This window comes from Pseudomonas sp. NBB (assembly GCF_032701105.1).
Lineage (GTDB): Bacteria > Pseudomonadota > Gammaproteobacteria > Pseudomonadales > Pseudomonadaceae > Aquipseudomonas > Aquipseudomonas asiatica.
The window spans coordinates 426,874-453,028 of sequence record NZ_CP103994.1; the positions used below are offsets into that span (position 1 = coordinate 426,874).

Sequence of the window (26,155 nt, forward strand, 5' to 3'; positions counted from 1 at the left end):
ACGCTATCCCCTGTGGGAGCGGCCTTGCGTCGCGAAAGGGTTGCGTAGCAACCCCGGCAATTTCGGCTGTGATACAAAAAGCTGGGGCCGCTTCGCGCCCCTTTCGCGACGCAAGGCCGCTCCCACAATGATCGCGTGCACGCCGGAATTTCCTGTTCATTCAATCCGCATACTCAACTGTTCATGTGCACTGCCGATGAAGTAAGGGCACAATGCCATCATTGATCTGCCGGGTTGGAGATTACCCTTGTTTCGTTTTAACGCTGTTCGCGCGAGCCACTTCCTGCCTTCGCTGATTCTTTTGCTGGCAGGACTCGCCGCGGCCTATGTGAGAGACCTCAGTGTCTTTTTCACATCGCTGTTCAACGTCCTGCCCACCTTGGTCCTGCTGCTGGGTGGCGCCTACTGTGCGGTGTACCGTCGCCAGCGCGAACTGTTCCTGATGCTTACGGTGTACATCGCCTACTACCTGCTCGACACCCAGACCGACTTCTACCGTGACCATGGCCGCGTTCGCGAGGACGCGGCGGTGATCTTCCATCTCGTGTGCCTGCTGCTACCCGCCCTGTTCGGGCTGTATGGTGCCTGGCAGGAGCGCACCCACCTGCTGCAGGACCTGGTCGCCCGTGGCGCCGTGCTGTTCGCCGTCGGTAGCGTGGCGGTGGCCCTGGAGCAAAGCTACCCCCAAGCACTACTGACCTGGTTGGCGGAAATCCGCTGGCCAACCTTGCATGGCCAATGGATGAGTCTGATCCAGATGGTCTATCCGCTGTTCCTCGGCGTGTTCATCCTGCTGGTGGTGCAATACCTGCGTGCGCCACGGCCGCTCCACGCTGCGCAGGTGATGGGCCTGCTGGGTATCTTCTGGATGTTGCCGCAAACCTTCATCCTGCCGTTTACCCTGAACATCATGTGCAGCCAGGTCATGCTGATGATCGCCGCAGCGGTGGCGCACGAGGCCTACCAGATGGCTTTCCGCGACGAACTGACCGGCCTGCCGGGGCGCCGTGCGCTGAACGAGCGCATGCACCGCCTGGGACGCAACTATGTGATCGCCATGACCGATGTCGACCACTTCAAGAAATTCAACGACACCCACGGCCACGACGTCGGCGACCAGGTGCTGCGCCTGGTTGCCAGCCGTCTGTCCAAGGTAACCGGGGGTGGCCGTGCCTACCGCTATGGCGGCGAGGAGTTCGCTCTGGTGTTTGCCGGCAAGACCGCCGAGGAATGCGTGCCCCATGTGGAAGCCGTGCGCGAAATGATCGCCAACTATGTGATGCACCTGCGCGACCAGCACAACCGTCCGCAGGATGATACCGCCGGGCGCCAGCGGCGGGCGGGCAGCAGTGGGGGTACGGTGTCGGTCACCATCAGCATCGGTGTGGCGGAGCGCCATGCCGATCATCGTAACCCCGAAGCGGTGCTGAAATCCGCCGACCAGGCGCTGTACAGCGCCAAGGGCGCAGGGCGTAATTGTGTCATGGTTCATGGGCAACAAGCGCAGCGAGGGGCGGTGCGCACGGCGTGACCGAGCCAGACTATACGGTCTATTGATGACCCTATGTCTCGTAAAAGTTGTTCGGTTACACTGCCTGCAACCCAGTGTCGCGGTTCCCCGAGACCGCCCCGACCCGACTAGCGAGAGGTTGTCATGGCTGAATATAAAGCGCCCCTGCGCGACATGCGCTTCGTACTGAATGAAGTCTTCAACGTGGCCGAGCAGTGGGCGCAGTTGCCCGGGTTGGCCGAGGTTGTCGATGCCGACACAGCCATGGCCGTGCTGGAAGAAGCCGGCAAGGTTACCGCCAAGTCCATCGCACCGCTCAGCCGTGCCGCCGACGAAGAGGGCTGTCACTGGGAAAACGGCGCGGTAAGTACCCCAGCCGGTTTCATCGAGGCGTACAAAACCTACGCCGAAGGCGGTTGGGTGGGTGTGGGTGGCGACCCGCTGTTCGGCGGCATGGGCATGCCCAAGGTCATCTCGGCCCAGGTCGAGGAAATGGTCAACGCCTCCAGCCTGTCCTTCGGCCTGTACCCGATGCTGACTGCTGGCGCCTGTCTGTCGATCAATGCCCACGCCAGTGAAGCGCTGAAGGAAAAGTACCTGCCAAACATGTACGCCGGCGTGTGGGCCGGTTCCATGTGCCTGACCGAGCCGCACGCCGGTACCGACCTGGGCATCATCCGCACCAAGGCCGAGCCCCAGGCCGACGGCAGCTACAAGGTCAGCGGCACCAAGATCTTCATCACCGGCGGCGAGCACGACCTGACCGAGAACATCATCCACCTGGTGCTGGCCAAGCTGCCGGACGCACCGGCGGGGCCGAAAGGCATTTCGCTGTTCCTGGTGCCGAAGTTCCTGGTCAATGAAGATGGCAGCCTGGGGGCGCGCAATCCCGCCACCTGCGGCTCGATCGAGCACAAGATGGGTATCCAGGCCTCGGCCACCTGCGTGATGAACTTCGATGAAGCGGTCGGCTATATCGTCGGTGAGCCGAACAAGGGCCTGGCGGCCATGTTCACCATGATGAACTACGAGCGCCTTGGCGTTGGTATCCAGGGCCTGGCGTCGGCCGAGCGCTCCTACCAGAATGCCGTGGAGTACGCCCGCGACCGCCTGCAGAGCCGCGCCCCGACCGGGCCACAAGCCAAGGACAAGGCCGCTGACCCGATCATCGTCCACCCGGACGTGCGCCGCATGCTGTTGACCATGAAGGCGCTGATCGAGGGTGGCCGTGCCTTCTCCAGCTATGTGGCCATGCAGCTGGACAGTGCCAAGTTCAGCGAAGACACCGCCGTGCGCAAGCGCAGCGAAGAACTGGTGGCACTACTGACGCCGGTTGCCAAGGCCTTCCTCACCGACCTGGGCCTGGAGTGCGCGGTGCACGGCCAGCAGGTGTTCGGCGGGCATGGCTACATTCGCGAATGGGGGCAGGAGCAACTGGTGCGCGATGTGCGCATTACGCAGATCTACGAAGGCACCAACGGCATCCAGGCCCTCGACCTGATGGGGCGCAAGGTGGTGGCCAGTGGTGGGGCATACTACCGGCTGTTCTCCGACGAGATTCGCCAGTTCATTGCCAGCGCAGGTAGCGAGCTGGATGAATTTGCCAAGCCGTTGGGTGCCTGTCTCGATCAGCTCGACGGGCTGACCGAGTGGGTGCTGGAACAGGCCAAGGGCAACCCGAACGAAATCGGGGCGGCTTCGGTCGAGTACCTGCAGGCCTTTGGTTATGTCGCCTACGCCTACATGTGGGCACTGATGGCGCGGGCGGCGAAGGCGGGTGAGGGGGATGAAGCGTTCTATACGGGCAAGCTGGGTACGGCGCGGTTCTACTTTGCGCGGTTGCTGCCGCGGGTGAATTCGCTGGTGGCTTCGGTGAAGGCGGGGAGTGAGTCGTTGTACCTGCTGGATGCCGAACAGTTCTGACAGATATGGGGACTGCGTAGCAGTCCCTGCCGTGTAAGCTTTTTCCTACACAACGTGGTGACTTTTCACCACTGTTCTCAGATTGGATCCACGGTTATTCTTTACCACATGGACGTTGCGCAGGAAGCGCAAAGGACAGATCAAGGACGACGACGAAGGACCACCTGCCAGGATGGCGGGGCGATACGGATGTCACAGGGAAACAGTCTGGAAAACCCCGCTTCGGCGGGGTTTTCTTTGTGCGCGTGTTTTTCAGCCCAGCACATCCAACGGTGATGCACCCAACAGGCGGGCGTCCGTCTCTTCCTCCAGCAACGTGCGCAGCAGCTCCACAGAGGCCTGCTGGCGCTGGGCATCGCGGAACACCAAGCCAACCTTCAGCGGTACCCGTGGCTCGCTCAACGGCTTCCACAGCAGCCCCTGGTCATCCTCGGCGGCCTCCTTGGCCCGCCCCGGCAAGATGGTGGCCAGCGCGGTATGGGCCAGGCTGTCGAGAATCCCCGCCATGTTGTTCATCTCTGCCTGCACCTGCGGCCGACGCCCCTGGCTGGCCAGCTGCGCCTGCCAGATCTGGCGGATCTGGAATTCCTCGCCCAGCATCAGCATGGGCAGCTCGGCGGCCTGGCGAATGGACACCTTCTTGAAGTCCTTCAGCGGGTGGGTGGCGGGGATGACCAGTTGCAGTTCATCTTCATAGAGCAGCAGACCATGCAGCCCCGGCTGGCGTGGCGGCAGGTAACTGATACCGATGTCCAGGCTGCCATTGAGCAAGCGCCGTTCGATCTCCAGCCCTGACAATTCGTAGATCTGCACCACCAGGTGCGGCTGTGCCCTGCGCAGGCGTTCGAGCAGCTGCGGCACCAGGCTCGGCCGCACGGTCTGCAGCACGCCGATGGCCAAGGTACGCAGCGACTGGCCCTTGAAGTTGCGCATGGCCTCGTGGGCGCGCTGCAGGCCATCGAGCAACGGCAGGGCGTGGTTGTACAGAGTGTGGGCGGCCAGAGTCGGCAGCAGGCGCTTGTTGCTGCGTTCGAACAGGCTCAGGTCGAGGCTGTGCTCCAGCTGGCGGATCTGCTGGGAAAGCGCTGGCTGGGACAGCGACAGGCGCTCGGCGGCGCGGCCCACGTGGCCTTCTTCATATACCGCGACGAAATAACGCAGTTGGCGAAAATCCATAAGTGATACTTATCGAAAATGCTGGAAAAACGAAATGGTCGAAACCCCTCGCGAGGCCTAGTCTATCGCCGTATTCCAACGGGTTACAGCGATGAATCGATCGATTGTTACTCCGGATGAAAAACACTTTTGATAGGCAAGGCAAAATATCGAGTGCCGCACCAAGACCGCACCGTGACCGCCCCTGTCGTGATTGGTTGGAGCCCTGATGAACCTGTTCAACCTGCGCCGCCCGGCCCCTGCCGCAGTCGCCGAGCCCAAGCGTGCGCCGGTGATCGTGCCGGAAGCGCCACAGCTGTCGCGTGAGTGCCTCATGCCCAGCACCGAACGCGCAGCGCAGGTATTCGTGCGTGGCCAGGGCTCCTGGTTGTGGGACAACGAAGGGCATGCCTACCTGGATTTCACCCAGGGTGGTGCGGTCAACAGCCTGGGCCACAGCCCCAGTGTGCTGGTGAAGGCGCTGGGCAGCCAGGCCCAGGCGTTGATCAACCCGGGCTCGGGCTTCCACAGCCGTGGCCTGCTGGGGCTGGTCAACCGCTTGTGCCAGAGCACCGGCAGCGACCAGGCCTACCTGCTCAACAGCGGCGCCGAAGCCTGCGAAGGTGCGATCAAGCTGGCGCGCAAGTGGGGCCAGCTGCACCGTAACGGCGCCTATCACATCATCACCGCCACCCAGGCCTGCCATGGCCGCAGCCTGGGCGCGTTGTCGGCGTCCGACCCGCTGCCGTGCAACCGCTGCGAGCCGGGCCTGCCGGGCTTCAGCAAGGTGCCGTTCAACGACTTGGCGGCGCTGCACGCCGAGGTGGACTCGCGCACCGTGGCGATCATGCTCGAGCCGATCCAGGGCGAGGCGGGTGTCATCCCGGCCACGCAGGAATACCTCAAGGGTGTGGAAACGCTGTGCCGCGAACTCGGCATCCTGCTGATCCTCGACGAGGTGCAGACCGGCATCGGCCGCTGTGGCGCGCTGCTGGCTGAGGAAACCTACGGCGTGCGCGCCGACATCATCACCCTGGGCAAGGGCCTGGGCGGTGGCGTGCCGCTGGCGGCCTTGCTGGCCCGGGGTACGGCGTGCTGCGTCGAGCCTGGCGAACTGGAAGGCAGCCACCATGGCAACGCGCTGATGTGCGCCGCCGGCCTGGCCGTGCTGGATACCGTGCTGGAGCCTGGCTTCTTCACCCAGGTGCAGGACAACGGCCGCCACCTGCGTGAAGGCCTGAGCCGGCTGGCCGGGCGCTATGGCCAGGGCGAAGTGCGCGGGCAAGGCCTGCTGTGGGCCCTGCAGATGAAAGAAAACCTGGCCCGCGAGCTGGTGGCGGCTGCCTTGCATGAAGGCCTGTTGCTCAACGCACCGCGGGCGGATGTGGTGCGTTTTTCGCCAGCGTTGACCGTGAGCAAGGGCAACATCGACGAAATGCTGCTGCGCCTGGCCCGTGCCTTTGCCCGTCTGCATGCCCAGCAGCAGGCCCGCCGTGAAATGCCAGCCTAGCGGCCTGGTGACATCGAGAATTCTACGAACCGTCTGGCGTTCCTGCGCATCGCCCTTGGCCTGTTTCATTCGGCCCGGGGCGTTTTTTTTTGCCTGTTGAACCTCTGTGGTGGGCGGCTAGTCTCTGATGTAACCCCTTCAGGAGAGACTCGCATGGACTTTATACGCATCATCATCGCCATCATCCTGCCACCGCTGGGCGTGTTTCTGCAGGTGGGGTTTGGCGGGGCGTTCTGGCTGAATATCTTGCTGACCTTGCTGGGGTACATTCCGGGGATCGTGCATGCGGTGTATATCATCGCCAAGCGCTGAAATTGCTGGGGCTGCTCTGCAGCCCTTTCGCGACACAAGGCCGCTCCCACAGGTAAAGTGCAACATTCGGGTTTGCGCGATCGCTTGTGGGAGCGGCCTTGTGTCGCGATGGGCCGCAAAGCGGCCCCAGAGGCTCAGCCCCTCAACACCCGGCAATAGAACTTCCACTCTTCTTCCAAGGCATGCGCCAGGTTCTCCGCCTTGCGGAACCCGTGCCGCTCCCCCGCATAGAAGTGCCCTTCAGCCTCGATCCCGTTAGCCTGCAGTGCCGCCAGCATCGACCGCGTCTGCTCCGGCACCACCACCGCATCCAGTTCGCCCTGGAAGAAAATCACCGGTACCTTGATCTGCCCCGCATGCAGCAGCGGCGTACGCTGGCGATAGCGCTCGGCATCCTGCAGCGGGTCGCCGATCAGCCAGTCCAGGTAGTCCCCTTCGAACTTGTGGGTGGCCCGGCCCAGGGCAACCGGGTCGCTGACCCCGTACAGGCTGGCACCGGCGCGGAACACATCATGGAACGCCAGGGCACATAGGGTGGTGTAGCCGCCCGCACTACCGCCGCGGATGAACGCCTTGCGGCTGTCGATCAGCCCACGTCCGGCCAGGTATTCCACAGCCGCGCAAGCATCGGCCACATCGCTTTCGCCCCAGCGCAGGTGCAAGGCCTGGCGGTATTCACGGCCATAGCCGGTGCTGCCCCGGTAGTTCAGGTCGGCGACGGCGAAGCCGCGTTGGGTCCAGTACTGGATGCGCGGGTCGAGCACGGGATAACAGGCCGAAGTCGGCCCGCCATGGATGAACACCACCAACGGCGCGGCACCTTGCGAGCGGGCTGCCGGGTAGAAGAAGCCATGGGCGCGCTGGCCGTCACTGCCGTAGTGGATCGACTGCGGCAGGCTGATATGCCTTGCCGGCAGCACTTCGGCGCCACCAGCCAATACGCTGACCTCGTGGTTGCTGCGGGCGATGGCGATGACCGCCGGCGGGCTGATCGGCGAGGCGGCAATGGCAAACAGGTGTTCGGCATCCATGGCCAGGCTGCGAAAACGCGTGTAGGCACTGGCGAAACGCTCCAGGCTACCATCGGCAGTACGCAGCCCCAGTTGCCCGAAGCCGTCTTCGAACCAGCTGGCCAGATAGCTTTGCTGTCCCAGTGCCAACCAGGTGCTGGCGCCGAGTTGCCAGGGTGCCGCAGCGTGGTCCGCGGGCTCGGCAGGCAGGGCCTGCCAGCAGCCATCGACCTCGCCCCAAGGTTGCCAGAAGCCATTGCGGTCAGACAGGCAGTAGAGTCGGCCTTCGCTATCGAAGCGCGGCTGCTGCAGCGATTCGTCAGCGCCGGCCACACATTGCGGGGGCCCCCAGTGGCCACTTGCATCACGTGTGCGGCACATCAGCCTGGTGACGGTCCAGGGTTGTGCCGGGCGGTCCCATTCGACCCAAGCCAGGCGCTGGCCGTCGATACTCGCCGTAGGTGAGGCATAGAAGTCGGCCCCCTCAGCGAGCACTTCGCGAGCTTGTTCCCAAAGGGCGACCAAGCGATGCTCGACCCGTTCGCCATGCTGCTCCTCGACCGCCAGCACCAGGCCGTCGTGCCACTGCACATCGCCGTAGCGGCAGCTGGCATCATCAGTCAGGGCGCGCGGTACCGCGCCTTCCAGGGCCTGGGTATAGACCTGCTGGTCCTTTTCATTGACGAACAGCAGCCCATCACCACCCAGGCAAAAACTGCCACCGCCGTATTCGTACACCCGGCTACGTACGCTGAAGCCATCAGGTGTCAGGCAGCGGGCCTGCTGGTGCTGCCAGTGCCAGATGCGACAGGCACCATCGGCCGGGCGAAACTCGTTCCAGAACAGCCCCGCGGCGCTGACCTTGAGTTCGGCGAAGTCGGTGCCGGCGGCAACTGCCTGGGCCGCGCTGAACTCAGCCGCGGACGATGACACGGGAGTTTCGTTCATTGCGGAAGGTCATCTCTTCAATGGTGAGCTGGGCGGTTTCCGCCTCCTCGCGGGCCTTGAGTATGATGCCGTGGTCGGCCGACTTGGCGCACACCGGGTCGGCGTTGCTGGCATCGCCGGTGAGCATGAAGGCCTGGCAGCGGCAGCCGCCGAAGTCCTTTTCCTTCTCGTCGCAGGAACGGCAGGGTTCGGGCATCCACTCATAGCCACGGAAGCGGTTGAAGCCGAACGAGTCGTACCAGATGTGATGCAGGTCGTGGTCGCGCACGTTGGGGAACTGCACCGGCAGCTGGCGCGCGCCGTGGCAGGGCAGGGCGGTGCCGTCCGGGGTGATGGTGAGGAACAGGCTGCCCCAGCCATTCATGCAGGCCTTGGGGCGCTCCTCGTAGTAGTCCGGGGTGACGAAGATCAGCTTGCACGGGTTGCCCTCGGCCTTGAGCTTGTCCCGGTACTCGTTGGTGATGCGTTCGGCCCGTTCCAGCTGCGCGCGGGTTGGCAGCAGGCCCAGCCGGTTGAGGTGGGCCCAGCCGTAGAACTGGCAGGTGGCAAGCTCGACGAAGTCGGCCTCCAGGGCGATGCACAGCTCGATGATGCGGTCGATCTTGTCGATGTTGTGCCGGTGGGTGACGAAGTTGAGCACCATCGGGTAGCCATGGGCCTTCACCGCACGGGCCATTTCCAGCTTTTGCGCAAAGGCCTTCTTCGAGCCGGCCAGCAGGTTGTTGACCTGCTCGTCGCTGGCCTGGAAGCTGATCTGGATATGGTCCAGGCCGGCCTTCTTGAAGTCGGCGATGCGCGCCTCGGTCAGGCCGATGCCCGAGGTGATCAGGTTGGTGTAGTAGCCCAGCCGGCGGGCCTCGCCGATCAGTTCGGCGAGGTCCTGACGTACCAGCGGTTCTCCGCCGGAGAAACCGATTTGCGCGGCACCCATTTCCCGGGCTTCGGCCATCACCTTGAACCACTGCTCGGTGCTCAGCTCCTGGCCCTGGGCTGCGAAGTCCAGTGGGTTTGAGCAGTACGGGCACTGCAGCGGGCAGCGGTAGGTCAGCTCGGCCAGCAGCCACAGCGGCAGGCCGACTGCGGGCGTGGGCGGTAACTCAGGCGAGGACGATCCAGTGTTCGGCACGGGCCACCTCCATGAACTGCTCGATGTCATCGGCCACTTCCGGGACACCGGGGAACTGTTGTTCGAGTTCGCTGATGATCGCGGCAACGTCGCGTTGGCCGTCGATCAGGCCACCAATCAGGGCTGCGCTGTCGTTGAGCTTGATCATGCCCTCTGGGTACAGCAGCACATGGCCCTTTTGCGCCGGCTCGTACTGGAAGCGGTAGCCGGGGCGCCAGGCTGGCACTTGATTACGGTCGAAACTCATAGGGGGATCCCTTTGTGCCACACCCGTTCCTGGGTGACGGAGTGATAGGGCGGGCGGTTCAGCTCGTAAGCCATGCTCATGGCGTCGAGCATGCTCCAGAGAATATCCAGCTTGAACTGCAGTATCTCCAGCATACGCTCCTGGCCCGCGCGGGTGGTGTAGTGCTGCAAGGTAATCGCCAGGCCGTGCTCCACGTCACGCCGGGCCTGGCCCAGGCGGGTGCGGAAGTATTCATAGCCGGCCGGGTCGATCCACGGGTAGTGCTGCGGCCAGCTGTCCAGGCGCGACTGGTGGATCTGCGGGGCGAACAGCTCGGTCAGCGAGCTGCTGGCCGCTTCCTGCCAACTGGCCCGGCGGGCGAAGTTGACGTAGGCGTCCACGGCAAAGCGCACACCGGGCAGTACCAGTTCCTGGGAGCGCAGCTGGTCAGGGTCCAGGCCCACGGCCTGGCCCAGGCGCAACCAGGCTTCGATGCCACCGTCCTCGCCGGGCGCGCCATCGTGGTCGAGCAGGCGCTGGATCCACTCGCGGCGTACTTCGCGGTCCGGGCAGTTGGCCAGAATCGCGGCATCCTTCATCGGGATGTTGACTTGGTAGTAGAAGCGGTTGGCTACCCAGCCCTGGATCTGTTCGCGGGTGGCGCGACCCTGGTACATCGCCACGTGGTACGGGTGATGGATGTGGTAGTAGGCGCCCTTGGCGCGCAGGGCCTGCTCGAATTCGGCAGGGGACATTGGCAGTGCGTCGCTCATTCGGCTGGCTCCTGTATAGCTGAGTCTCGGCGCGATCCCTGTGGGAGCGGGTTTACCCGCGAACACCGGCGAAGCCGGTGCCATACACTGTGTGGGATTCTTCGCGGGTGAACCCGCTCCCACAGGGCCTGTGTTGCTTGTGCGATCTGGCTGTTACAACTCGATACTCATGCCATCGAAGGCCACTTCCACACCCCGGCGCAGCACTTCAGCACGCTCGGGCGAGTCTTCGTCGAGAATCGGGTTGGTGTTGTTGATGTGGATAAGTACCTTGCGCTGGCGCGGGAAGCCATCCAGCACCTCCAGCATGCCGCCTGGGCCGTTCTGCGCCAGGTGGCCCATCTCGCGGCCGGTGCGGGTGCCCACGCCACGGCGCTGCATTTCATCATCTTCCCACAGGGTGCCGTCGACCAGCAGGCAGTCGGCGCCGTGCATCATCGTCAGCAGCTTGTCGTCCACCTGGCCCAGGCCCGGGGCGTAGAACAGCTTGCCGCCGGTGCGGGTGTCCTCGACCAGCAGGCCAAGGTTGTCGCCCGGGTGCGGGTCGAAGCGGTGCGGCGAGTAGGGCGGCGCGGCGCTGCGCAGGGGGAACGGGGTGAAGCGCAGGTTGGGGCAGGCGTCGATGACGAAGCTGCCTTCCAGCTCTATACGGTTCCACTGCAGGCCGCCGTTCCAGTGGCTGAGCATGTTGAACAGCGGAAAGCCCGTGGTCAGGTCCTGGTGGACCATGTCGGTGCACCACACCTGGTGCGGGCAGCCTTCGCGCAGGCTGAGCAGGCCGGTGGTGTGGTCGATCTGGCTGTCCAGCAGGATGATGGCGTTGATGCCGGTGTCGCGCAGGGCGCGGGCCGGCTGCATCGGCGCAAAGGCCTGGAGCTGGGCACGAATATCGGGCGAGGCATTGCACAGCACCCAGTGCACGCCGTCGTCGGACAGGGCGATGGACGACTGGGTGCGTGGCGTGGCTCGCAGGGTGCCGTCACGCAAGCCCTTGCAGTTGACGCAGTTGCAGTTCCACTGTGGGAACCCGCCGCCGGCGGCGGAACCGAGAACCTGGATGTACATGGCCACTCTCTCTGCAGAAACCGTAGCGAAAAAACGAAAACGCCCCGGCAGGCCGAGGCGTTGAACCGTAAGCCGGGCTTAGCGGTTGGCGAAGTACATGGTGACTTCGAAGCCGATGCGCAGATCAGTGTATGCAGGTTTGGTCCACATGGAATTACTCCTTCCGGATGAGGGGGTGGGTTTGTCAGCTACTACTTGGGTACCGCCATTGGCTGGAGGTTCCCAAGGTTGGGATTGCGCTATCTTACAAGAAAAATTTGTACCGAAAGGTTAATTATTCGAAAACTCCGTTGCGGTTTTCGTAACAATCATGGGTTTGTACCCAGCCAGGAAGTATCTGGTGCGACTGCGTTGGCAAGGCATAGCCAAGTGGAATCTTTATCGAGCAAGTGGTTCAGCAACTGGTCCAGATCCGTCTGCCGCGTTTTCAGGATAGACCTGCACAGCGCATCCAGCCTGCCGGGTTGTGTGGCCAGGAATGTCTGCCACGCCCATTCGGCGACTTCGGCGTTGCCCATCGCCGGTTCATCGAATTGCCCGGCCAGGGCCTGACGAGCGGCAGGGGCCAGGGTAACGCCCTGGCGCAGCAAGGTGAGCAGGTGGTCGAGGATCTGTACCTGGCTGGCATGAGGCGACTGGACCCCGAACAGCAGGCCGCCGACACCCTCTACCTGACGAAAGGTACTGAATACCGCATAGCCGAGTTGCAGTTCTACCCGTAGCCGTTGGTAAACCGGCCCTTGCAGCAACTGCGCGAGCAGGCGGCCAGCGGCTTCCATGGCCGCTGGCAGTGGGCAGAACAGCAGCAGGGCATGCTCACTGCCGGGTACTTCGGCATGTTGCCAACGGTGGTTGGCTAAGGCGGGCAGAGGGCCAGGCGCTGAGCCTTGCCCAGGGCAGTGCTGCAGCACGGTGCCCAATGCGTTCAGGGCGCCATCGTCGAAGCCGGCAGCCAGGCCGTGCCAGCGTGCTTGCTGCCACAGTTTGTCGAGATGCGTCTGTGCCAGGGTGCAGGCCGCAGCAGGTTCAGGCGTGGCGCCCAGCACGGCGTCGGGCAGCTGCTTGAGCAGGGCCCGGATGGGAATCAGTGCCGGAGGCTGCGTCGAACTGGGCAGCCAGCTGCCTGCCGGGGGCTTGCGCATCAGCGCCAAGGCTTGGTCTACAGTGCGCAGTACCGCTGCCGGCAGCCCGGCGCAGCGAAGTTGCCAGTATTCGCCAGCGGCACTGAACTGCAACTGCGCCGATACGCGCTCGCAGCGCTCCTGCAGGGGGTGCAAGGCGCGTTCGAGCAGCGCATGCAGGCGCTGGCGCAACGGCGAAGGGACATGCCAGCGCAGGTACAGCGCCGCGTACTGACGAGCACCAGGCAGCTGGTCGCTGACTTTCAGTGCCGCTGGCAGCGGGTGCGGCCTGGCATCAGGCAAGTCGGCCAGGAGCAAGGGGTCGACTGCGGGCAGTTGCCAATGCCCATGTGCGCGGCCCGGCAGGCCTTCCAGCAGGGCACGGAGCGCCTGCAAGCCTTGTGTGTCCAAACCGCTGAACGGCTGGCCGGCGCTGTCCCGGCGGGCCAGCTCAAGCGCGCTAGCGCTGCGTTCGCGGCTTTGCTGCAGCAGCTCGAATTCGGCACTCAATTGCTCAGGGGCGGCCTGGCGGATGAAGCCGAACCAGCCCTGCAACAGGGCATCGGCTTCCTCTGGGCAGGCGTCCTCGCTCAGCTTCAGGTCAATGTGCCACAGCAACTGCCCGGCGAAGGCATACAGCGCCTCGGCCTTGAAGCTTTGCAGCCAGCCACGCTGGCGAAGTGCATGCAGCCAGGTGCCTGGGCGGCTATCGCCGAGGCAGGCGATGAGCAACTCAAGGGCCTGCTCGGCACCTGCCGGCAGGTTTTCGTGGCTGAACAGCAGGTGCGTATCGGACGTCGATAAAGGCGGTGGCAGAGCTTGTGGCACCCGTTCACCTGTTGCGAACAGCTTGGCATGCTGCCGGCCCAGCAATTCCAGTTCATCCAGCGATTGCGGGCCGCACAGGCTCAGGGTGACCTGGCCGCCTTGGTAGAAGCGCTGGTGAAAGCCACCGAGCGCTTGCTGGAAGGCAGGATCCTGCAAGGCCAGGGTATGCCGGTTACCGGCATGAAAAGCGCTCAATGGATGGCCGGGCGCTGCCGATTGCAGCAAGGCGAACTGCTGCTGGGCCTGAGGGTTGCGCGACCAGGCAATGAACTCGGCGTGGATTACTTCGCGTTCGCGGCGTTGGCGCTCGATGCCCAGGTCTGGTTCGGCCAACATCTGGCACAGGCGCTCCAGCCCCCCGGCCAGGGCGCTGGGCGGGACCTCGAAGAAGAAGTCGGTGGTGCGTTCGCGGGTGCTGGCATTGACCTGGCCGCCGAGGGCCTGCACATAGCGCATCAGGCCGTCGTCGAGAGGGAAGCGCGAGGTGCCGAGGAAGAACAGGTGCTCCAGGAAGTGGGCCAGGCCGGGCCATTTGGTCGGCGTGTCGTGGCTACCCGCGTGCACCCGCAGGGCCGCGGCCGAGCGCTTCAGGCGCGGGGCGTGGCGCAGGGTCAGCTGCAGGCCGTTGGCGAGGGTGAGGTGGCGGGTGGCGTCAGGCATGGAAACTCCGGGGCAGGTGTTCATGCTAACCCATTTGTTTGCAGGGCCGGCCTCTTCGCGGGTAAACCCGCTCCCACAGGCACGGCATAGCTTTCAGGCCTGTGATTTACCCTGTGGGAGCGGGTTTACCCGCGAATGGGCCGCCCAGCGGCCCCTGTCAGCCTTTACGCAGGTGCAGCTCCTGGCGCAGATCGCTCAGGTAAGGAAACGCCGCCCGCCCCTGCACCACCCGCTCATGCTCCAGCTCCGCCAGCAACTGGCACTCGTCCCGCCCGGCCATGGCCAACAGGCTGCCATCCGGGCCGACGATGCTGCTCTGCCCGCAATACTGGATCTCGCCTTCCGAGCCGCAATAGTTGGCATACACCAGATGGCACTGGTTCTCCTGCGCCCGCGCCCTCACGGTCACCTGGCAGATGAAGTCGTACGGCGACATGTTCGCCGTCGGCACCAGGATCAGCTCGGCACCGTCCAGCGCCAGGCGCCGGGCATTCTCCGGGAACTCGATGTCGTAGCAGATCAGCAGGCCGACCTTCCAGCCATCCAGCTCCACCACCGGGAAGTGATCGGCACCTGCGCTGAACATCGAGCGGTCCAGCTCGCCGAACAGGTGGGTCTTGCGATAGTTGCTCAGGCTGCGGCCGTGACCATCGATCAACTGCACGCTGTTGTAGATCGCGCCATCATCGCCACGCTCCGGATACCCGTAGACGATGGCGATGCGGTGCGCCTGGGCGATTTCCACCACCTCCATGGCCGTCGGGCCATCGGCGGCCTCGGCCAGGCGCTCGACCTGGGCCAGGCCGATGTTGTAGCCGGTCAGGAACATCTCCGGGCACACCAGCAAACTGGCGCCGCGTTCGGCCGCCAGTTGCGCCTGGTGGCGCAACCGTTGCAGGTTGCCGGGCACGTCCAGTGGCTTGGGTGCGCCCTGGAACAGAGCGATGCGCATGCTGCCTCCTTGTCTCAGTCCGGCAGGGCGATCGGGCCGATTTCGTCGAACACGTCGCCTGGGCCGGGGTTGTCCGGGTGGGTGCGGCCACCGAAGTGATTCATGATACCCCACACCGCATTCAGCGATGTCTGTACCGCGCCTTCCACCCAGGCCGGCGTCCACGACACGTCGTCACCGGCGATGAACATGCCGCGCTGTTCGGCAGGCATGTCCTGCTGCATGAAGTGCGCGTACATGCGCTGGTTGTAGCGGTAGTGCCCAGGCAGCGCGCCCTTGAAGGCGCCGAGGAAGTGCGGGTCGGCCTCCCAGGAAACGGTAATCGGGTCGCCGATGATGTGCCCGGCGATGTCGGTCTTCGGGTAGATCTTCTTCAGTGCGTCCAGGGCCAGTTGCACGCGTTTTTCCACCGGGTGCGGCAGCATCTTCAGCGCGTCGCTCATCCACGAGTACGACAGGCAGATCACCCCCGGCTTGTCGTCACCGTTGTCGAACAGGTAAGTGCCGCGGGTGAGGCGATCGGTGAGGGTCATGCTCATCAGGTCGCGGCCGGTTTCCGGGTCTTTGTCTTTCCAGAACGGCCGGTCGACCATGACGAAGGTCTTCGACGACTGCATGTAGCGGGTGCGGTCCAGGGCCATCCACATCTTTTGCGAGAACAGCGATTCCTCGCAGTCGATCTGGGTGGTCAGCAGCCAGGTCTGGCAGGTGGCGAGCACGGCACTGTAGTGACGGGTGTCGCCCCAGTTATCGGTGACCGCCAGGCGGCCATCGGCGGCGCGGGCGATGCGCTTGACTCCGGTACGCGGTGCGCCGCCATGCAGCCCGCTCAGGCTGGTGCCTTCCGGCCAATGCACGCAGCGCTCCGGTACATGGCGCCAGATGCCTTGCGGTACCTGCTCTACACCGCCCACTACCAGGTGCTGGTGGTCGTCGCAGTTGGTCATCACCACGCGGAAGATTTCCAGCATCGAGTTGGGGAAGTCCGAGTCCCAGCCGCCGGTGCCGAAGCCGACCTGGCCGAACACTTCGCGGTGCTGGAAGCTCAGCTGGGCGAACGAACGCGAGGTGGCGACGAAGTCGTAGAAGGTGCGGTCATCCCACAGCGGTACCAGCTTGTTCCACAGCTCTTTCAGGCGCGGTACGTCCCGGTCGCGGATGGCCTGCTGGATGTCGGCGAACCGGGCACCGCTTTCCAGCGCGTCGGCCCAGGCATCGGCCACTTCGTGGAACAGCTTGGGCAGGTCGGTGGGTTTTTCGGCGTAGTAGGTCTGGCCTTCCAGGTCGATCACCGTGCTGCCCGAGGCCGGGGTCAGCGGGTTGGGGAACGGTTTGGTCTCCAGACCCAGCTTGTCCACGTAGTGGTAGAAGGCAGTGGACGACACCGGGAAGCGCATGCCGCCCAGTTCGGCGATGATCCCGTCGGTGCCGTTGAAGGTTTGCGAGCGCAGCCGGCCACCCAGCTTGGATGCTTCGTACACCACCGGCTTGAGGCCCAGCTTCATCAGCTCGTAGGCCGCCACCAGGCCGGCAATACCGGCGCCCACGATTGCCACTTCCTCACCATGGCGCTCGGCCGGGATGCTGCCCAGGCCTGCGGGGTGTTCCAGCCAGTCGTCGAAGGCGAAGGGGAAATCCGGGCCGAAGATGGTGACGGGTTTTTTACCATCGGCGGGGTGGCGGTTTTTCTTGTTCATGAAGTGACCTTGCCAGAGAGGCTGCGCAGCGGGCGGAGCCTGAGTATAGGAGATGCCTGGAGGCCATTTTAGGGAGTGGGGTGTTCGTTATTAAGGTGCAGATTGTTGTCTGAATGTAGCTTGTGTCGTCGAAATGAAGGTATTCATAGGTATTATGACGAAAAGCGCGATTGAGTAATCGAGAGTTGAACCGGTCTATGTAGGAGCGGGTTTACCCGCGAATGCTGCAGTCAATCTACCGACGCATTCGCGGGTAAACCCGCTCCCACAGGGGGGCTGTGTTGCCCTTGCCATGCGGTCGATCAGACAGTGCCTACACCCATGCCGGGAAATAACGAATTACCCTACGCCCCCTATCGCCTTGGTCTGGCATCGCGGGAATCGCTTCATCGTTAACTTCACTGGGTCGCCGGAAATTCGGCGATCGGGCGTGAGAACCCGCGGACCGTTCTGGAGGCGCACTGCTATGGCAGCTGTGCGCGGGCAGGCTTTGCCTGGCCGGGACGCGCCTCCAAGTTCGCCGGTTCTCACCTCGTGCATGGCTGCCACCCAATTCCCGTGAGAAGGATGCGATTGGCCGCCGATCACCCTTGTGATTTGGAGGCTATACCATGACCAACCGCTTACCCGACCAACCCGAAAAACTGAAACCCACCGCAGAAAAAACCTTCTGCAACTGCGAATCCAGCCATCCGCCATTATTCGCCATACGCCCCGGCATCGACGCTGCAGACGCCTTGGTCCACGCCTGCCTGCTGGCCCGTGGCCTCAATCAGATCGCCACCGACTACGCCCAGCATCACGCCCCCGAGCGCAGCCGTGACATCGTCTGGTCGATGCAGCATTCCGCCGAAAGCCTTTCGGCGGTTCTGGAAGGCCTGCTCGACGGCCAGGAGGCCTGACCGCCAGCCAGGTTCAGAAAGGCTGCCCGCGGTCCACCTTGCTGCTAAGAATGATCGACGTGGTGGTCTTCTCCACCCCGTCGACGCTGCCGATCTGGTCGAGCAACTGGTCCAGTTGCTCGGGCGAATCCGTACGCAGCCAGGCCACATAGTCGAACTCGCCGCTCACTGCGCACAGTTGCTGTACCTGGCCCATGGCACTCAGGCGCCGCACCACCTCCTTGCCCGAGCGCGGCTGCACCTTGATCCCCACATATGCCTGCAGCCCACCACCCATAACCCGCTGGCCCAGGCGCACGCCATAGCCGGAGATGACCTTGTTCTTCTCCAGCCGCTCCAGACGCGAGTTGACGGTAGTACGAGCGATGCCCAGCTGGCGGGCGAGGGTGGCGACGCTTTCGCGGGCGTTTATCTGCAACAGGGCGATCAGCTGGCGATCGATTTCATCCAGCGTGATGGAGCGGGAATCCGACATGGCGAGTCTCTACGGTTGACCCGCTAGCCTAGCTAGCCTGCGGTAAGCAGGGCAAGGGTAGACAGTTGTCCATGCTTTGCATCAGTGCTGCAATCCCGGGGCCGCTTCGCGACACAAGGCCGCTCCTACAGCTGCTGCGCCGGCATGTAAGCATCGGGCGCAATGACAGAACTGCTCGATTGGTCCGGCAGGTCGAGGTGCGGTCTAGGGTGGAATAGGAGCTCACAAAATCTAACGATTTATAGCTGTTTAGATAGCCATGCCTGAGCAGAGAATGGCCCTCTCACGAACGTTGTGTTTCGGAGGACGAGGATGCCAGCCTACCACCTTGCATCAGCTCCCTCATTGCGCAATACTGCCGACAACAACTAACCCTCACGACCGGCGTGGCATGACCATCTGGTTGGAGGGGGAAAAAGCCGGCTTAAGCCGGTTTTTTCGTTTCTGGAGTGCAAAAAATGCAGAGAAAGCTTGATTCTGAGCCTCTGCGCACTCGTATCTATATCGACGGCTACAACTTCTACTACGGCTGCTTGCGCGGCACACCGTACAAGTGGCTCGACCTGTTGCCTCTCTTTGAAAAGCACATCTTGCCTTCCATACTGGTCACGGACAACCATGGCCAGATCAGGGCATGGCGGCTCCTGGAATCCCCCTCGATCAAATATTTCACGGCAAAGATCATCGAGTCGGTCGCCCGTGCTGGCGATTCGGTGTCGTCACAAGCTCGCTACCACACCGCTTTGCGCAAGCTGCATGATGGTCGAATAGAGCTCATCGAAGGTTATTACGCCGTCAATAAAATGAAGGTGAAGATCGTCGACCCTGAAAATCCGGACAAGGCTCCGCGTGAGTGCCGGGAAATCCAGGCCTGGAAGGTGGAGGAGAAACAGAGCGACGTGAATCTGGCCCTCCAGGCTTACCATGATTCGATCACGGGGCAGGTTGACCATGCCGTCATCGTTACCAACGATACTGACATCGCTCCTGCACTTCAGATGATTCGTGCTCACACAGATGTGCGGATTGGCGTGGTTGTGCCGACGTCGGGGCAAAACCGCTCGGCGAATACCGACCTGATCAAGTTTGCGCACTGGAAGCGAGAGCACATCAATTCAGGCGAGCTTGCGGCCTGTCAGCTACCGAGAGTGATTCCAGGGAGGAAACCAACCATCAAGCCGGAGTCCTGGTATGGGCAACCTGAACTGCTGCAGGAAATTCTGGATTTGGCCATTCCTGTACGCGGAAGCAGGGCGGCAGCGTTCAAGTGGATGGAGCAGCCCAATCAGTTCCTCAGTGGTGAGCGGCCGATAGAGCTGGTGGAAACTGCCGAAGGTGCGACACGGGTTCTTCAGTACATACACAGCTGGATAGCCCAGCAAGAGGAGTTGCCCTAGTCAGGAGAACATGACTGCAGTCCCCGAAAAGACAAAGGCCTACGTTTTGCAACGTAGGCCTTTGAGTTATCTGGTGGGCCCACACGGACTCGAACCGTGGACCAAAGGAGTAGGATGGCTGACCAGCTCCACGAGGGATACCAACCAGCTTCCTCCGAACCCAGCGTGCAGGTTTCCAAGCACTGGGCTCTCCAGACGCATCATGCTGCTGCCGTGTGAGGCAGGGCGAAGTCCTTCAAGGAGATTCCGTCATATTTGCCTTGGTGAATCTTCAGGTGGCATTCATGACAGACAGGGATTTGTTTCCTGTTTAGGGAGACTAGTACCCGCTTGAATCCTTTGATTTCTTGCCCCATCTTCCTGATGTGCCTCACATGGTGCATGGCTACTCTATCGCCACTCTCACATATCACGCATGGTGAGTAGAGTTTCGACCTGGTTCGCAGTCTAAGACTTCTCTCCAGGAAGTTAGTGTCCACTGTGCCGATCTTAAATCGTTTCGGGGACGTTTTCCAGCTTTTTATCAGCGGGAACTCTACTTGCCTAATTACATTTCCAGCCTTGTCTCTTATCCTAACACGAAGGTTGGCTCCGTGTTTAGAGAAAATTTTGCTACGCGACGATCTATGTTTCGTAGCTAGAGTCTTGGCGGCTGCGTGTTGCAAGATGAATTGGATTCGGCTGAGCATAGAGAACTGATCTATAAAAGAATAGTAGTTCATGATGCCTCGCCATACCGATCCTATCTGCTCAACGATTTGGTTATCGTCTAGGAAGATCCACTTATTAACTGTCGTGGGATTACCCTTAGGGTCGCAGAACCCTCGGGAGTGGAGCTTGGCGATCAGTTCGTTCATTGGAGCGTACATGACCGGAGTCCATCCAGCGACTCGTTTAGGAAACTTTTTGCCGTTCCGAAGAACCTTCATTATCTTAGAGTTTTCGCTTCCTATTCGAAGGTTAGTACCCAGGAATTTCGCCGTTTCGCTCTTGGCGTGTCGAATGTGCGTCTTTTCAATGCTAAGTTCGAGACCCGCATTTTCTAGAAACTCACCCACTACGCTTCTGAGTTCTTCGGCCAGGAGCTTAGGCCCGTTGACGCCGATGATCCAGTCGTCAGCATACCTGACGTATTTCACCCTGATGAAGCCATTGTTGCGGGTCAGGTAGGGGGACATGGATAGGAGTTTGCTATTCGCTTCCCTAGCCAGGGAGAGAGTAGCGTCCCTTTCCGCGCCTTCCTGTTTTTCCGCTTTCTTCCGAAGGGAGGTCTTTTGCCTTTGCAGCTTACGGTAAGCTGGGTCGGTAATTTTATCCCCTTCCTCACCTTGGTGATGATCCTTGATGAGCTGCTCGACCTTTCGGTCCAGCTGATCTAGGAATACATTCGCCAGAATCGGTGAGATGATGCTTCCTTGGGGAGTTCCCAGGGTTGCAGAGAAGAAGGCTCCGTTTTCGAAATACCCTGCATTTAGGGCTTTCCGAATCAGGTTGATAAATCGTTCGTCCTTGATACGCAGGCGGAGTTGGTCGATGAGCTTAGAGTGCGAGATGTTGTCGAAGCAGCCTTTAATGTCTCCTTCGATAACCCAAGTAACTCCAGACCATGACTCTCTTACCTGCTTGAGAGCAGTGTGACAACTTTTCCCCGCCCTGAAACCGTGGCTATTCTTGCTGAACGTGGGTTCGTAAATAGCTTCCAAGATAGATCTGATGACCTCCTGGACAACTTTGTCTGTAGGTGGGGCGACGGACAACGGACGTGTCTTCCCATTAGCCTTGGGGATTAGTACCCTTCTGGCTCCTCTGAAGGTAAAGCTTTCGTCCTTCATTTTGTTGATGATGTTCCTGATCGTTCTGATCGAGAACTCATCCAAAGTTGTGCCATCTTGACCCGGCGTCATGTTGCCCGGCTTGCTCTTGATCTTTTCATAGGCTGCGATGTACAGATCTTCCTTGTACATCAGTCTATAGATTCGATCATTTACATAGGATGGGTCTGAGTTAGCCTTTCTGATAGCCTCAATTCGAGTGAAGCTTTGTTCTGCATCGCGCATACCTACACTCTCCTTAAGACAGTTGCGTCCTAGTTCCCTTCCCTTTCTCCGGGGATTAGCCGGACGTATAGGATTGGGCAGTGTGGTAGCTGAGGACGGTGAATGGCGCCACCGTCTGGAAGATGGTGGGCCGGGCGGGATTTGAACCCGCACTCAACGGCTTATGAGGCCGCTGCATTAACCGTTATGCTACCGGCCCAATACAAACAGGTACTACGAAACTTCCGTCACCGTAGGAATTGCTCCCCTTAGGTGATCCCGCAGTTAACACAACAACGCGTATAGGTTTTAGGTCGCACTTTCGGTTGTCTTTCGCGCTACCTGCGCTAGTGCCGCTGGAGTGGCTTGGGGAAAGCTCATAATCGTCTTTCTCCATCCAGCGGGAATGGCGTCAGTCTCATGCCACCCCGGTGCCCGAACGTCCCACACTTCACCTATGCTTCAAGCAATACAGCCTTGACCATGACCTACCTACCTGACCTCCTCTCTTGGGTGTGAAACTCACCCGCAGGAGGCCTTTTCACGGCATGCTCTGTTCCCTTACCCGGTTTCCCGGTCCGGTAAGCCGCTGGTTTAACCCCAAATGCCACAGGGGTATGGCTTTCACCACAACGTTGTTGCGCCATCTTACGGCGCACTTATGAGTCCTCTGCTCTAACCGACTGAGCTATAGGCCCTCAGTAAGTGGCCGGATTATAACGAGGGTTTCGCACCTGTGCCATCTGAAAGATCCGATAGTGCTATGCGAAGAAACGTCGCCGCGAACTCGTCCGGGGGTAGGGGCAGGCTGACGATGTAGCCCTGGATCTGCTCACAGCCTTCTGCCGCCAGGAACCGTTGCTGGGCCTGGTTTTCCACGCCCTCGGCAATGATGGTCAGCTGCATGCTGCGGCCCAAGGCGATGATGGCGCGGGCGATGGCGGCGTCATGAGGATCGTCGGGCAGCCCGCGGATGAACGACTTGTCGATCTTGAGAATGTCCAGCGGCAGGCGCTTGAGGTAGCTCAGCGATGAATAACCGGTGCCGAAATCGTCGATGGCCAGTTGCACGCCCAGTTTCTTCAGCTGGTACAGCACGGCCAAGGCTTCCTCTGCCTGGCTCATGATGAAGTTTTCGGTGATTTCCAGCTGCAGGTCACCGGCTGTGAGCTGGTAGTGCTTCAGCAACTGTTCGATGCGCCTGGCAAGATGGGGATGGCGCAGCTGGGCGCCGGCGAGGTTTATCGACAACGGGCCGAAGGGTTCGTAGTGCATCTTCCACGCCTGCATCTGCCGGCAGGCCTGCTCCAGTACCCAGTCACCGATCTGGAGGATGGTGCCGTTCTCTTCCGCCAGGTGAATGAAGTGCTCTGGCGGCACTTCACCAAAGGTCGGGTGGCTCCAGCGTATCAGCGCTTCGGCACCGACCAGGCTCTGTGTCTTGAGGCTGAGCTTGGGCTGGAAGCACAGGCTCAGTTCGTTGCGTTCGATGGCGCGGCGCAGTTCGTGCTCCAGGGCGATGCGTTCGCTGGCCTGGGCGGTGAGGTCGAGGGTGTAGGCTTCGACGCGGTTACGGCCCTTGGCCTTGGAGCGGTACATGGCGGCGTCGGCGTTGCGAATCAGTGTGGCAACGTCGGTGCCGTCCTGTGGATAAAGGCTGATGCCGATGCTGGCGCTTGTGAAGAACTCATGCTCGCCAGCCTGGAACGGCGCGTTGAAGCAGGTCAGCAGCTTGTTGGCGATGGCGCTGGCGTCACTGGGTTTGTGCAGGCCGGGCAGCAGGATGATGAACTCATCGCCACCCAGGCGGGCCACGGTGTCGACATCACGCACCTGCTCCTTCAAGCGTTGGGCGATGCCCTTGAGCAGCAGATCGCCGACTGGGTGGCCGAGGCTGTCGTTGATGTGCTTGAAACGGTCGAGGTCAAGGAACAGCACCGCGCCCTTGCGGTTGGAGACCTGCGCGCAGGTGAGCGCGGCCTGCAGGCGGTTCTCGAACAGGGCACGGTTGGGCAGGCCGGTCAGTGGATCGTGGTGGGCCTGGTAGTCAAGCTTGGCCTGGGCGTGCTTGAGGCTGGAGATGTCGGCGAACACAGCGACGAAGTGGGTAATCTCGCGCTCGCTGTTGCGCACGGCGCTGATGGTCAGCCAGCCGGGGTACAGTTCGCCGTTCTTGCGCTTGTTGTAGATCTCGCCTTGCCAATGGCCTTCATCGGTCAGCTGGTGCCACATGGCGGCATAGAACGCACTGTCGTGCTGGCCGGAGGCGAGCAGGCGTGGGGTCTGGCCGAGGGCTTCGATCTCACTGTAACCGGTGATTTCGCTGAAGGCGCGGTTTACGGCACTAATGTGCTGGTCGATGTCGGTGATCAGCACGCCTTCGGCGGTGTTCTCGAACACGGTGGCGGCCAGCTGCAGCTTTTCCTGCATCAGATGGCGCTCGGTGATGTCGCGGGCGATGGTCAGTATGCAGTCGTCGCCAGCAATCGGCAGCGGCCGTGCAGAGAGTTCGCAGAGGCGAATCTGCCCGTCGCTGCGGCGCAGGTGGCACGTGAAGTCGCGTACGAAGCCGTCGCGGTTTAGCTGTTGGACCAGACGCTTGCGCTCGTTGAGGTCGACCCAGATGCCCAGGTCCAGCGAGGTCTGGTCGATGGTCGGGCTGAGGTCATAGCCGGTCAGGCGGCAGAAGCCTTCGTTCACTTCGAGCAGCAAACCGTCGCTCTGGCGTGACAGCAGCAGGCCATCGGGCGAGGCATGGAAGGCCTTGGCGAATTTCTCTTCCGAGGTTTGTAGCTGCTCCTGGGTTTCCTTGAGCTGGCTGATATCGCGTACCGCCACCACGAACGCGAGGTTGCCGTCGAGTTCAAAGGTTTCGGCCGAGGTCAGGCCGGTGAAGAGTTGGCCGTTGCTGCGGCGGAAGCTCATTTCCAGGTTGCGGATACCGCCTTGGTGCAGGCGTTCGAGCAGCCGCGGGCCGTCGCCTTCGACGCCCCACAGGTTGAGTTCGGTGGCGGTGCGGCCAATTACCTGGTTCGGGGTGAGGCCGATCTGCTCTTCGAAGGCCTCGTTCACCTCCAGCAGGCAGCCGTCGCTGTGGCGGGCGATCAGCAGGATGTCGGGGCACTGCTGGAACACCGAGGCGAACTTCTGTTCGGACAGGCGCAGGGCGTCCTCGGTGCGCTTGGTCTCGCTAATGTCGATCATCAGGCCACGCATCACCGGCTGGTGGCCATGCTCGATCATGCTGACGATGTTGCGTACCCACAGTGGCTGGCCATCGGCTCTGATCACCCGGTAGTCGAGGCTGTGGTCGCGGCCGGCGGCAGTCTCGCTGTCGCAGTAGGCCTGGGCCCAGAGGGCATCCTCCGGGTGCAGGATGCTGCGCCAGAAGCCAGGTTTGAGCCAGTCGGCCAATGGGTAGCCGAGCAAGCCTTCTGCGTGGGGCGAGACGTAGCTGTAGGTGAAGTCGTTGGCGTCGGCCTCCCAGGCTATGGCGGACAGGCTCTCGACCAGGCTGCGATAGTGGTACTCGCTGCTGCGCAGTTCCTGCTCCAGGGCGATGCGCCGTGAAATTTCCGAACTGAGCCGGCGGTTGATGCGGATGACCGCTGCCAGCACGGCCATCAATACCAGCACCGTGGGCAGGCCATACACCAGCAGGTCCGACCAGAACATCCGTTGGTCGACCACATTGCCCACCCAGCGTTGCTGGATCTGGCTGACTTCGCTGCTGCTCATGTCGGCTATCACTTTGTCGAGTATGCCGACCAGTACTTTCTTGTCGCGCGGGGCGGCCATGGCCAGTTGGTAGCGGTAGGGCGTTTCGCCGCTGACGTAGAGGCCGTCGAGCTTGAGCTGGCGCAGGCTCCAGATGCTTGAAGCGAGGTCACCGACCACGGCGTCCACTTCGTCGGTGGCCAGGGCCTGCAGGGTGGAGCTGACGTTAGGTAGAGCCACCAGGTTGAGGTCTGGGTGGTGGGTGCGCAGCAGTTCGTGCGGGGCGTAGTTTTCGACCACGGCGATCTTCAGGCCGTAAAGGTCGTCCAGGTTGCGCGGCTGTGCACCGCCTTTATGGGCGAGGATTACGATGGGGAAGTCGAGGTACGGCCGGGTGAAGGCCAGGTAGCCTTGGCGTTCGGGGGTGGACATGATGCCGGGCAGCAGGTCGATGCGGCTTTCGCGTGCTTGCGCCAGTACCTCGGTCCAGCTGCTGGGTTCGACCGGTTTGAGCGTCACGCCCAGGCGTTGCTGGATCGTGGCGATGTAATCGGCGGCCAATCCCTGGTACCGGCCCTCCTGGTCGCGAAACTCGAACGGTGGCCAAGAGGCGTCTACACCCAGGCTTAGCTGCGGGTGGGCAGCCAACCAGGCTTTCTCCTCGTCTGTCAGGGTCAGGGCGCCGGCCGCTGTGTTCCACAAAATCAGGAGCAGCAACAGGATGGCCGGCATCAGCGGCATAGCGGCCTCACATTCAAGTGGTATGAAGTCGAGTGTAGACGGGCATTGCTGTAGGTGTGCGGTGGAAGGAC

Annotated in this window: 19 protein-coding genes and 1 tRNA gene; 6 read left to right on the forward strand and 14 right to left on the reverse strand. The window is 61.9% G+C overall.

Annotation, left to right across the window (positions count from 1 at the left end; genetic code table 11):
* Positions 1–247 precede the first annotated feature (247 nt).
* Both NY023_RS01855 and NY023_RS01860 read left to right on the forward strand, forming a co-directional pair.
* Complete coding sequence (locus tag NY023_RS01855; RefSeq protein WP_013970563.1) at positions 248–1,531, forward strand: sensor domain-containing diguanylate cyclase; 1,284 nt, start codon at positions 248–250, stop codon at positions 1,529–1,531.
* 123 nt (positions 1,532–1,654) lie between these two features.
* On the forward strand, positions 1,655–3,433 hold the full coding sequence (locus tag NY023_RS01860; RefSeq protein WP_013970564.1) for an acyl-CoA dehydrogenase C-terminal domain-containing protein: 1,779 nt from the start codon (positions 1,655–1,657) through the stop codon (positions 3,431–3,433).
* A 252-nt stretch (positions 3,434–3,685) separates the two neighbouring features.
* Here the strand turns inward: NY023_RS01860 and NY023_RS01865 are convergent, their stop codons facing one another.
* Entirely contained in the window at positions 3,686–4,609 is a 924-nt protein-coding gene (locus tag NY023_RS01865; protein ID WP_004375209.1) for a LysR family transcriptional regulator, read from the reverse strand.
* Between the two features lie 208 nt (positions 4,610–4,817).
* Between NY023_RS01865 and NY023_RS01870 the strand changes: the two genes are divergently transcribed.
* Together NY023_RS01870 and NY023_RS01875 are read left to right on the forward strand one after the other, a co-directional pair.
* On the forward strand, positions 4,818–6,098 hold the full coding sequence (locus tag NY023_RS01870) for an aspartate aminotransferase family protein (protein WP_013970565.1): 1,281 nt from the start codon (positions 4,818–4,820) through the stop codon (positions 6,096–6,098).
* Positions 6,099–6,251: 153 nt separating this feature from the next.
* A complete protein-coding gene (locus NY023_RS01875; RefSeq protein WP_009681539.1) occupies positions 6,252–6,410 on the forward strand; it encodes a YqaE/Pmp3 family membrane protein in 159 nt (52 codons plus the stop codon).
* A 134-nt stretch (positions 6,411–6,544) separates the two neighbouring features.
* Here NY023_RS01875 and NY023_RS01880 read toward each other — a convergent pair whose 3' ends face one another.
* The 9 genes from NY023_RS01880 to NY023_RS01920 all read right to left on the reverse strand — a co-directional run bounded on the left by NY023_RS01880 (position 6,545) and on the right by NY023_RS01920 (position 16,816).
* Positions 6,545–8,368 (reverse strand): alpha/beta hydrolase family protein, encoded by a 1,824-nt coding sequence (locus NY023_RS01880; RefSeq protein ID WP_041506294.1) that lies wholly within the window; start codon positions 8,366–8,368, stop codon positions 6,545–6,547.
* Entirely contained in the window at positions 8,334–9,494 is a 1,161-nt protein-coding gene (gene pqqE, locus NY023_RS01885; RefSeq protein ID WP_013970567.1) for a pyrroloquinoline quinone biosynthesis protein PqqE, read from the reverse strand. The genes NY023_RS01880 and pqqE overlap by 35 nt, the downstream gene beginning before the upstream one ends.
* Positions 9,466–9,741 (reverse strand): pyrroloquinoline quinone biosynthesis peptide chaperone PqqD, encoded by a 276-nt coding sequence (gene pqqD, locus NY023_RS01890; RefSeq protein ID WP_004375207.1) that lies wholly within the window; start codon positions 9,739–9,741, stop codon positions 9,466–9,468. The genes pqqE and pqqD overlap by 29 nt, the downstream gene beginning before the upstream one ends.
* Positions 9,738–10,493: a pyrroloquinoline-quinone synthase PqqC gene (gene pqqC, locus NY023_RS01895; protein WP_024086142.1), complete on the reverse strand. Its 756-nt coding sequence runs from the start codon at positions 10,491–10,493 to the stop codon at positions 9,738–9,740. Before pqqC ends, pqqD begins: the two co-directional genes overlap by 4 nt.
* Positions 10,494–10,646: 153 nt before the next feature.
* The gene (pqqB, locus tag NY023_RS01900) at positions 10,647–11,558 is read right to left on the reverse strand and encodes a pyrroloquinoline quinone biosynthesis protein PqqB (protein ID WP_024086143.1); all 912 of its coding nucleotides are present in this window, start codon (positions 11,556–11,558) and stop codon (positions 10,647–10,649) included.
* A 78-nt stretch (positions 11,559–11,636) separates the two neighbouring features.
* Positions 11,637–11,708, reverse strand: coding sequence for a pyrroloquinoline quinone precursor peptide PqqA (pqqA, locus tag NY023_RS01905; RefSeq protein ID WP_003243383.1), 72 nt, complete (start codon positions 11,706–11,708; stop codon positions 11,637–11,639).
* A 158-nt stretch (positions 11,709–11,866) separates the two neighbouring features.
* The gene (gene pqqF / locus NY023_RS01910) at positions 11,867–14,167 is read right to left on the reverse strand and encodes a pyrroloquinoline quinone biosynthesis protein PqqF (RefSeq protein ID WP_013970570.1); all 2,301 of its coding nucleotides are present in this window, start codon (positions 14,165–14,167) and stop codon (positions 11,867–11,869) included.
* 157 nt (positions 14,168–14,324) lie between these two features.
* The gene (locus tag NY023_RS01915; protein WP_013970571.1) at positions 14,325–15,119 is read right to left on the reverse strand and encodes a carbon-nitrogen hydrolase family protein; all 795 of its coding nucleotides are present in this window, start codon (positions 15,117–15,119) and stop codon (positions 14,325–14,327) included.
* A gap of 14 nt (positions 15,120–15,133) precedes the next feature.
* The gene (locus NY023_RS01920; protein ID WP_013970572.1) at positions 15,134–16,816 is read right to left on the reverse strand and encodes a flavin monoamine oxidase family protein; all 1,683 of its coding nucleotides are present in this window, start codon (positions 16,814–16,816) and stop codon (positions 15,134–15,136) included.
* A 611-nt stretch (positions 16,817–17,427) separates the two neighbouring features.
* Here NY023_RS01920 and NY023_RS01925 point away from each other — a divergent pair.
* A complete protein-coding gene (locus tag NY023_RS01925) occupies positions 17,428–17,718 on the forward strand; it encodes a hypothetical protein (RefSeq protein ID WP_013970573.1) in 291 nt (96 codons plus the stop codon).
* Positions 17,719–17,731: 13 nt separating this feature from the next.
* Here NY023_RS01925 and NY023_RS01930 read toward each other — a convergent pair whose 3' ends face one another.
* On the reverse strand, positions 17,732–18,193 hold the full coding sequence (locus NY023_RS01930; RefSeq protein WP_013970574.1) for an Lrp/AsnC family transcriptional regulator: 462 nt from the start codon (positions 18,191–18,193) through the stop codon (positions 17,732–17,734).
* A gap of 458 nt (positions 18,194–18,651) precedes the next feature.
* Here NY023_RS01930 and nicB point away from each other — a divergent pair, with 458 nt between their 5' ends.
* Positions 18,652–19,590, forward strand: coding sequence for a 6-hydroxy-3-succinoylpyridine 3-monooxygenase (nicB, locus tag NY023_RS01935; protein WP_004375200.1), 939 nt, complete (start codon positions 18,652–18,654; stop codon positions 19,588–19,590).
* A 200-nt stretch (positions 19,591–19,790) separates the two neighbouring features.
* Here the strand turns inward: nicB and nicA are convergent, their stop codons facing one another.
* The 3 genes from nicA to NY023_RS01950 form a co-directional block, all read right to left on the reverse strand.
* A complete protein-coding gene (nicA, locus tag NY023_RS01940; protein WP_044046873.1) occupies positions 19,791–21,647 on the reverse strand; it encodes a group II intron reverse transcriptase/nicotine-degrading enzyme NicA in 1,857 nt (618 codons plus the stop codon).
* A 123-nt stretch (positions 21,648–21,770) separates the two neighbouring features.
* Positions 21,771–21,846 (reverse strand) — tRNA-Ile (locus NY023_RS01945).
* 494 nt (positions 21,847–22,340) lie between these two features.
* On the reverse strand, positions 22,341–26,084 hold the full coding sequence (locus tag NY023_RS01950) for a bifunctional diguanylate cyclase/phosphodiesterase (RefSeq protein WP_013970577.1): 3,744 nt from the start codon (positions 26,082–26,084) through the stop codon (positions 22,341–22,343).
* Positions 26,085–26,155 lie beyond the last annotated feature (71 nt).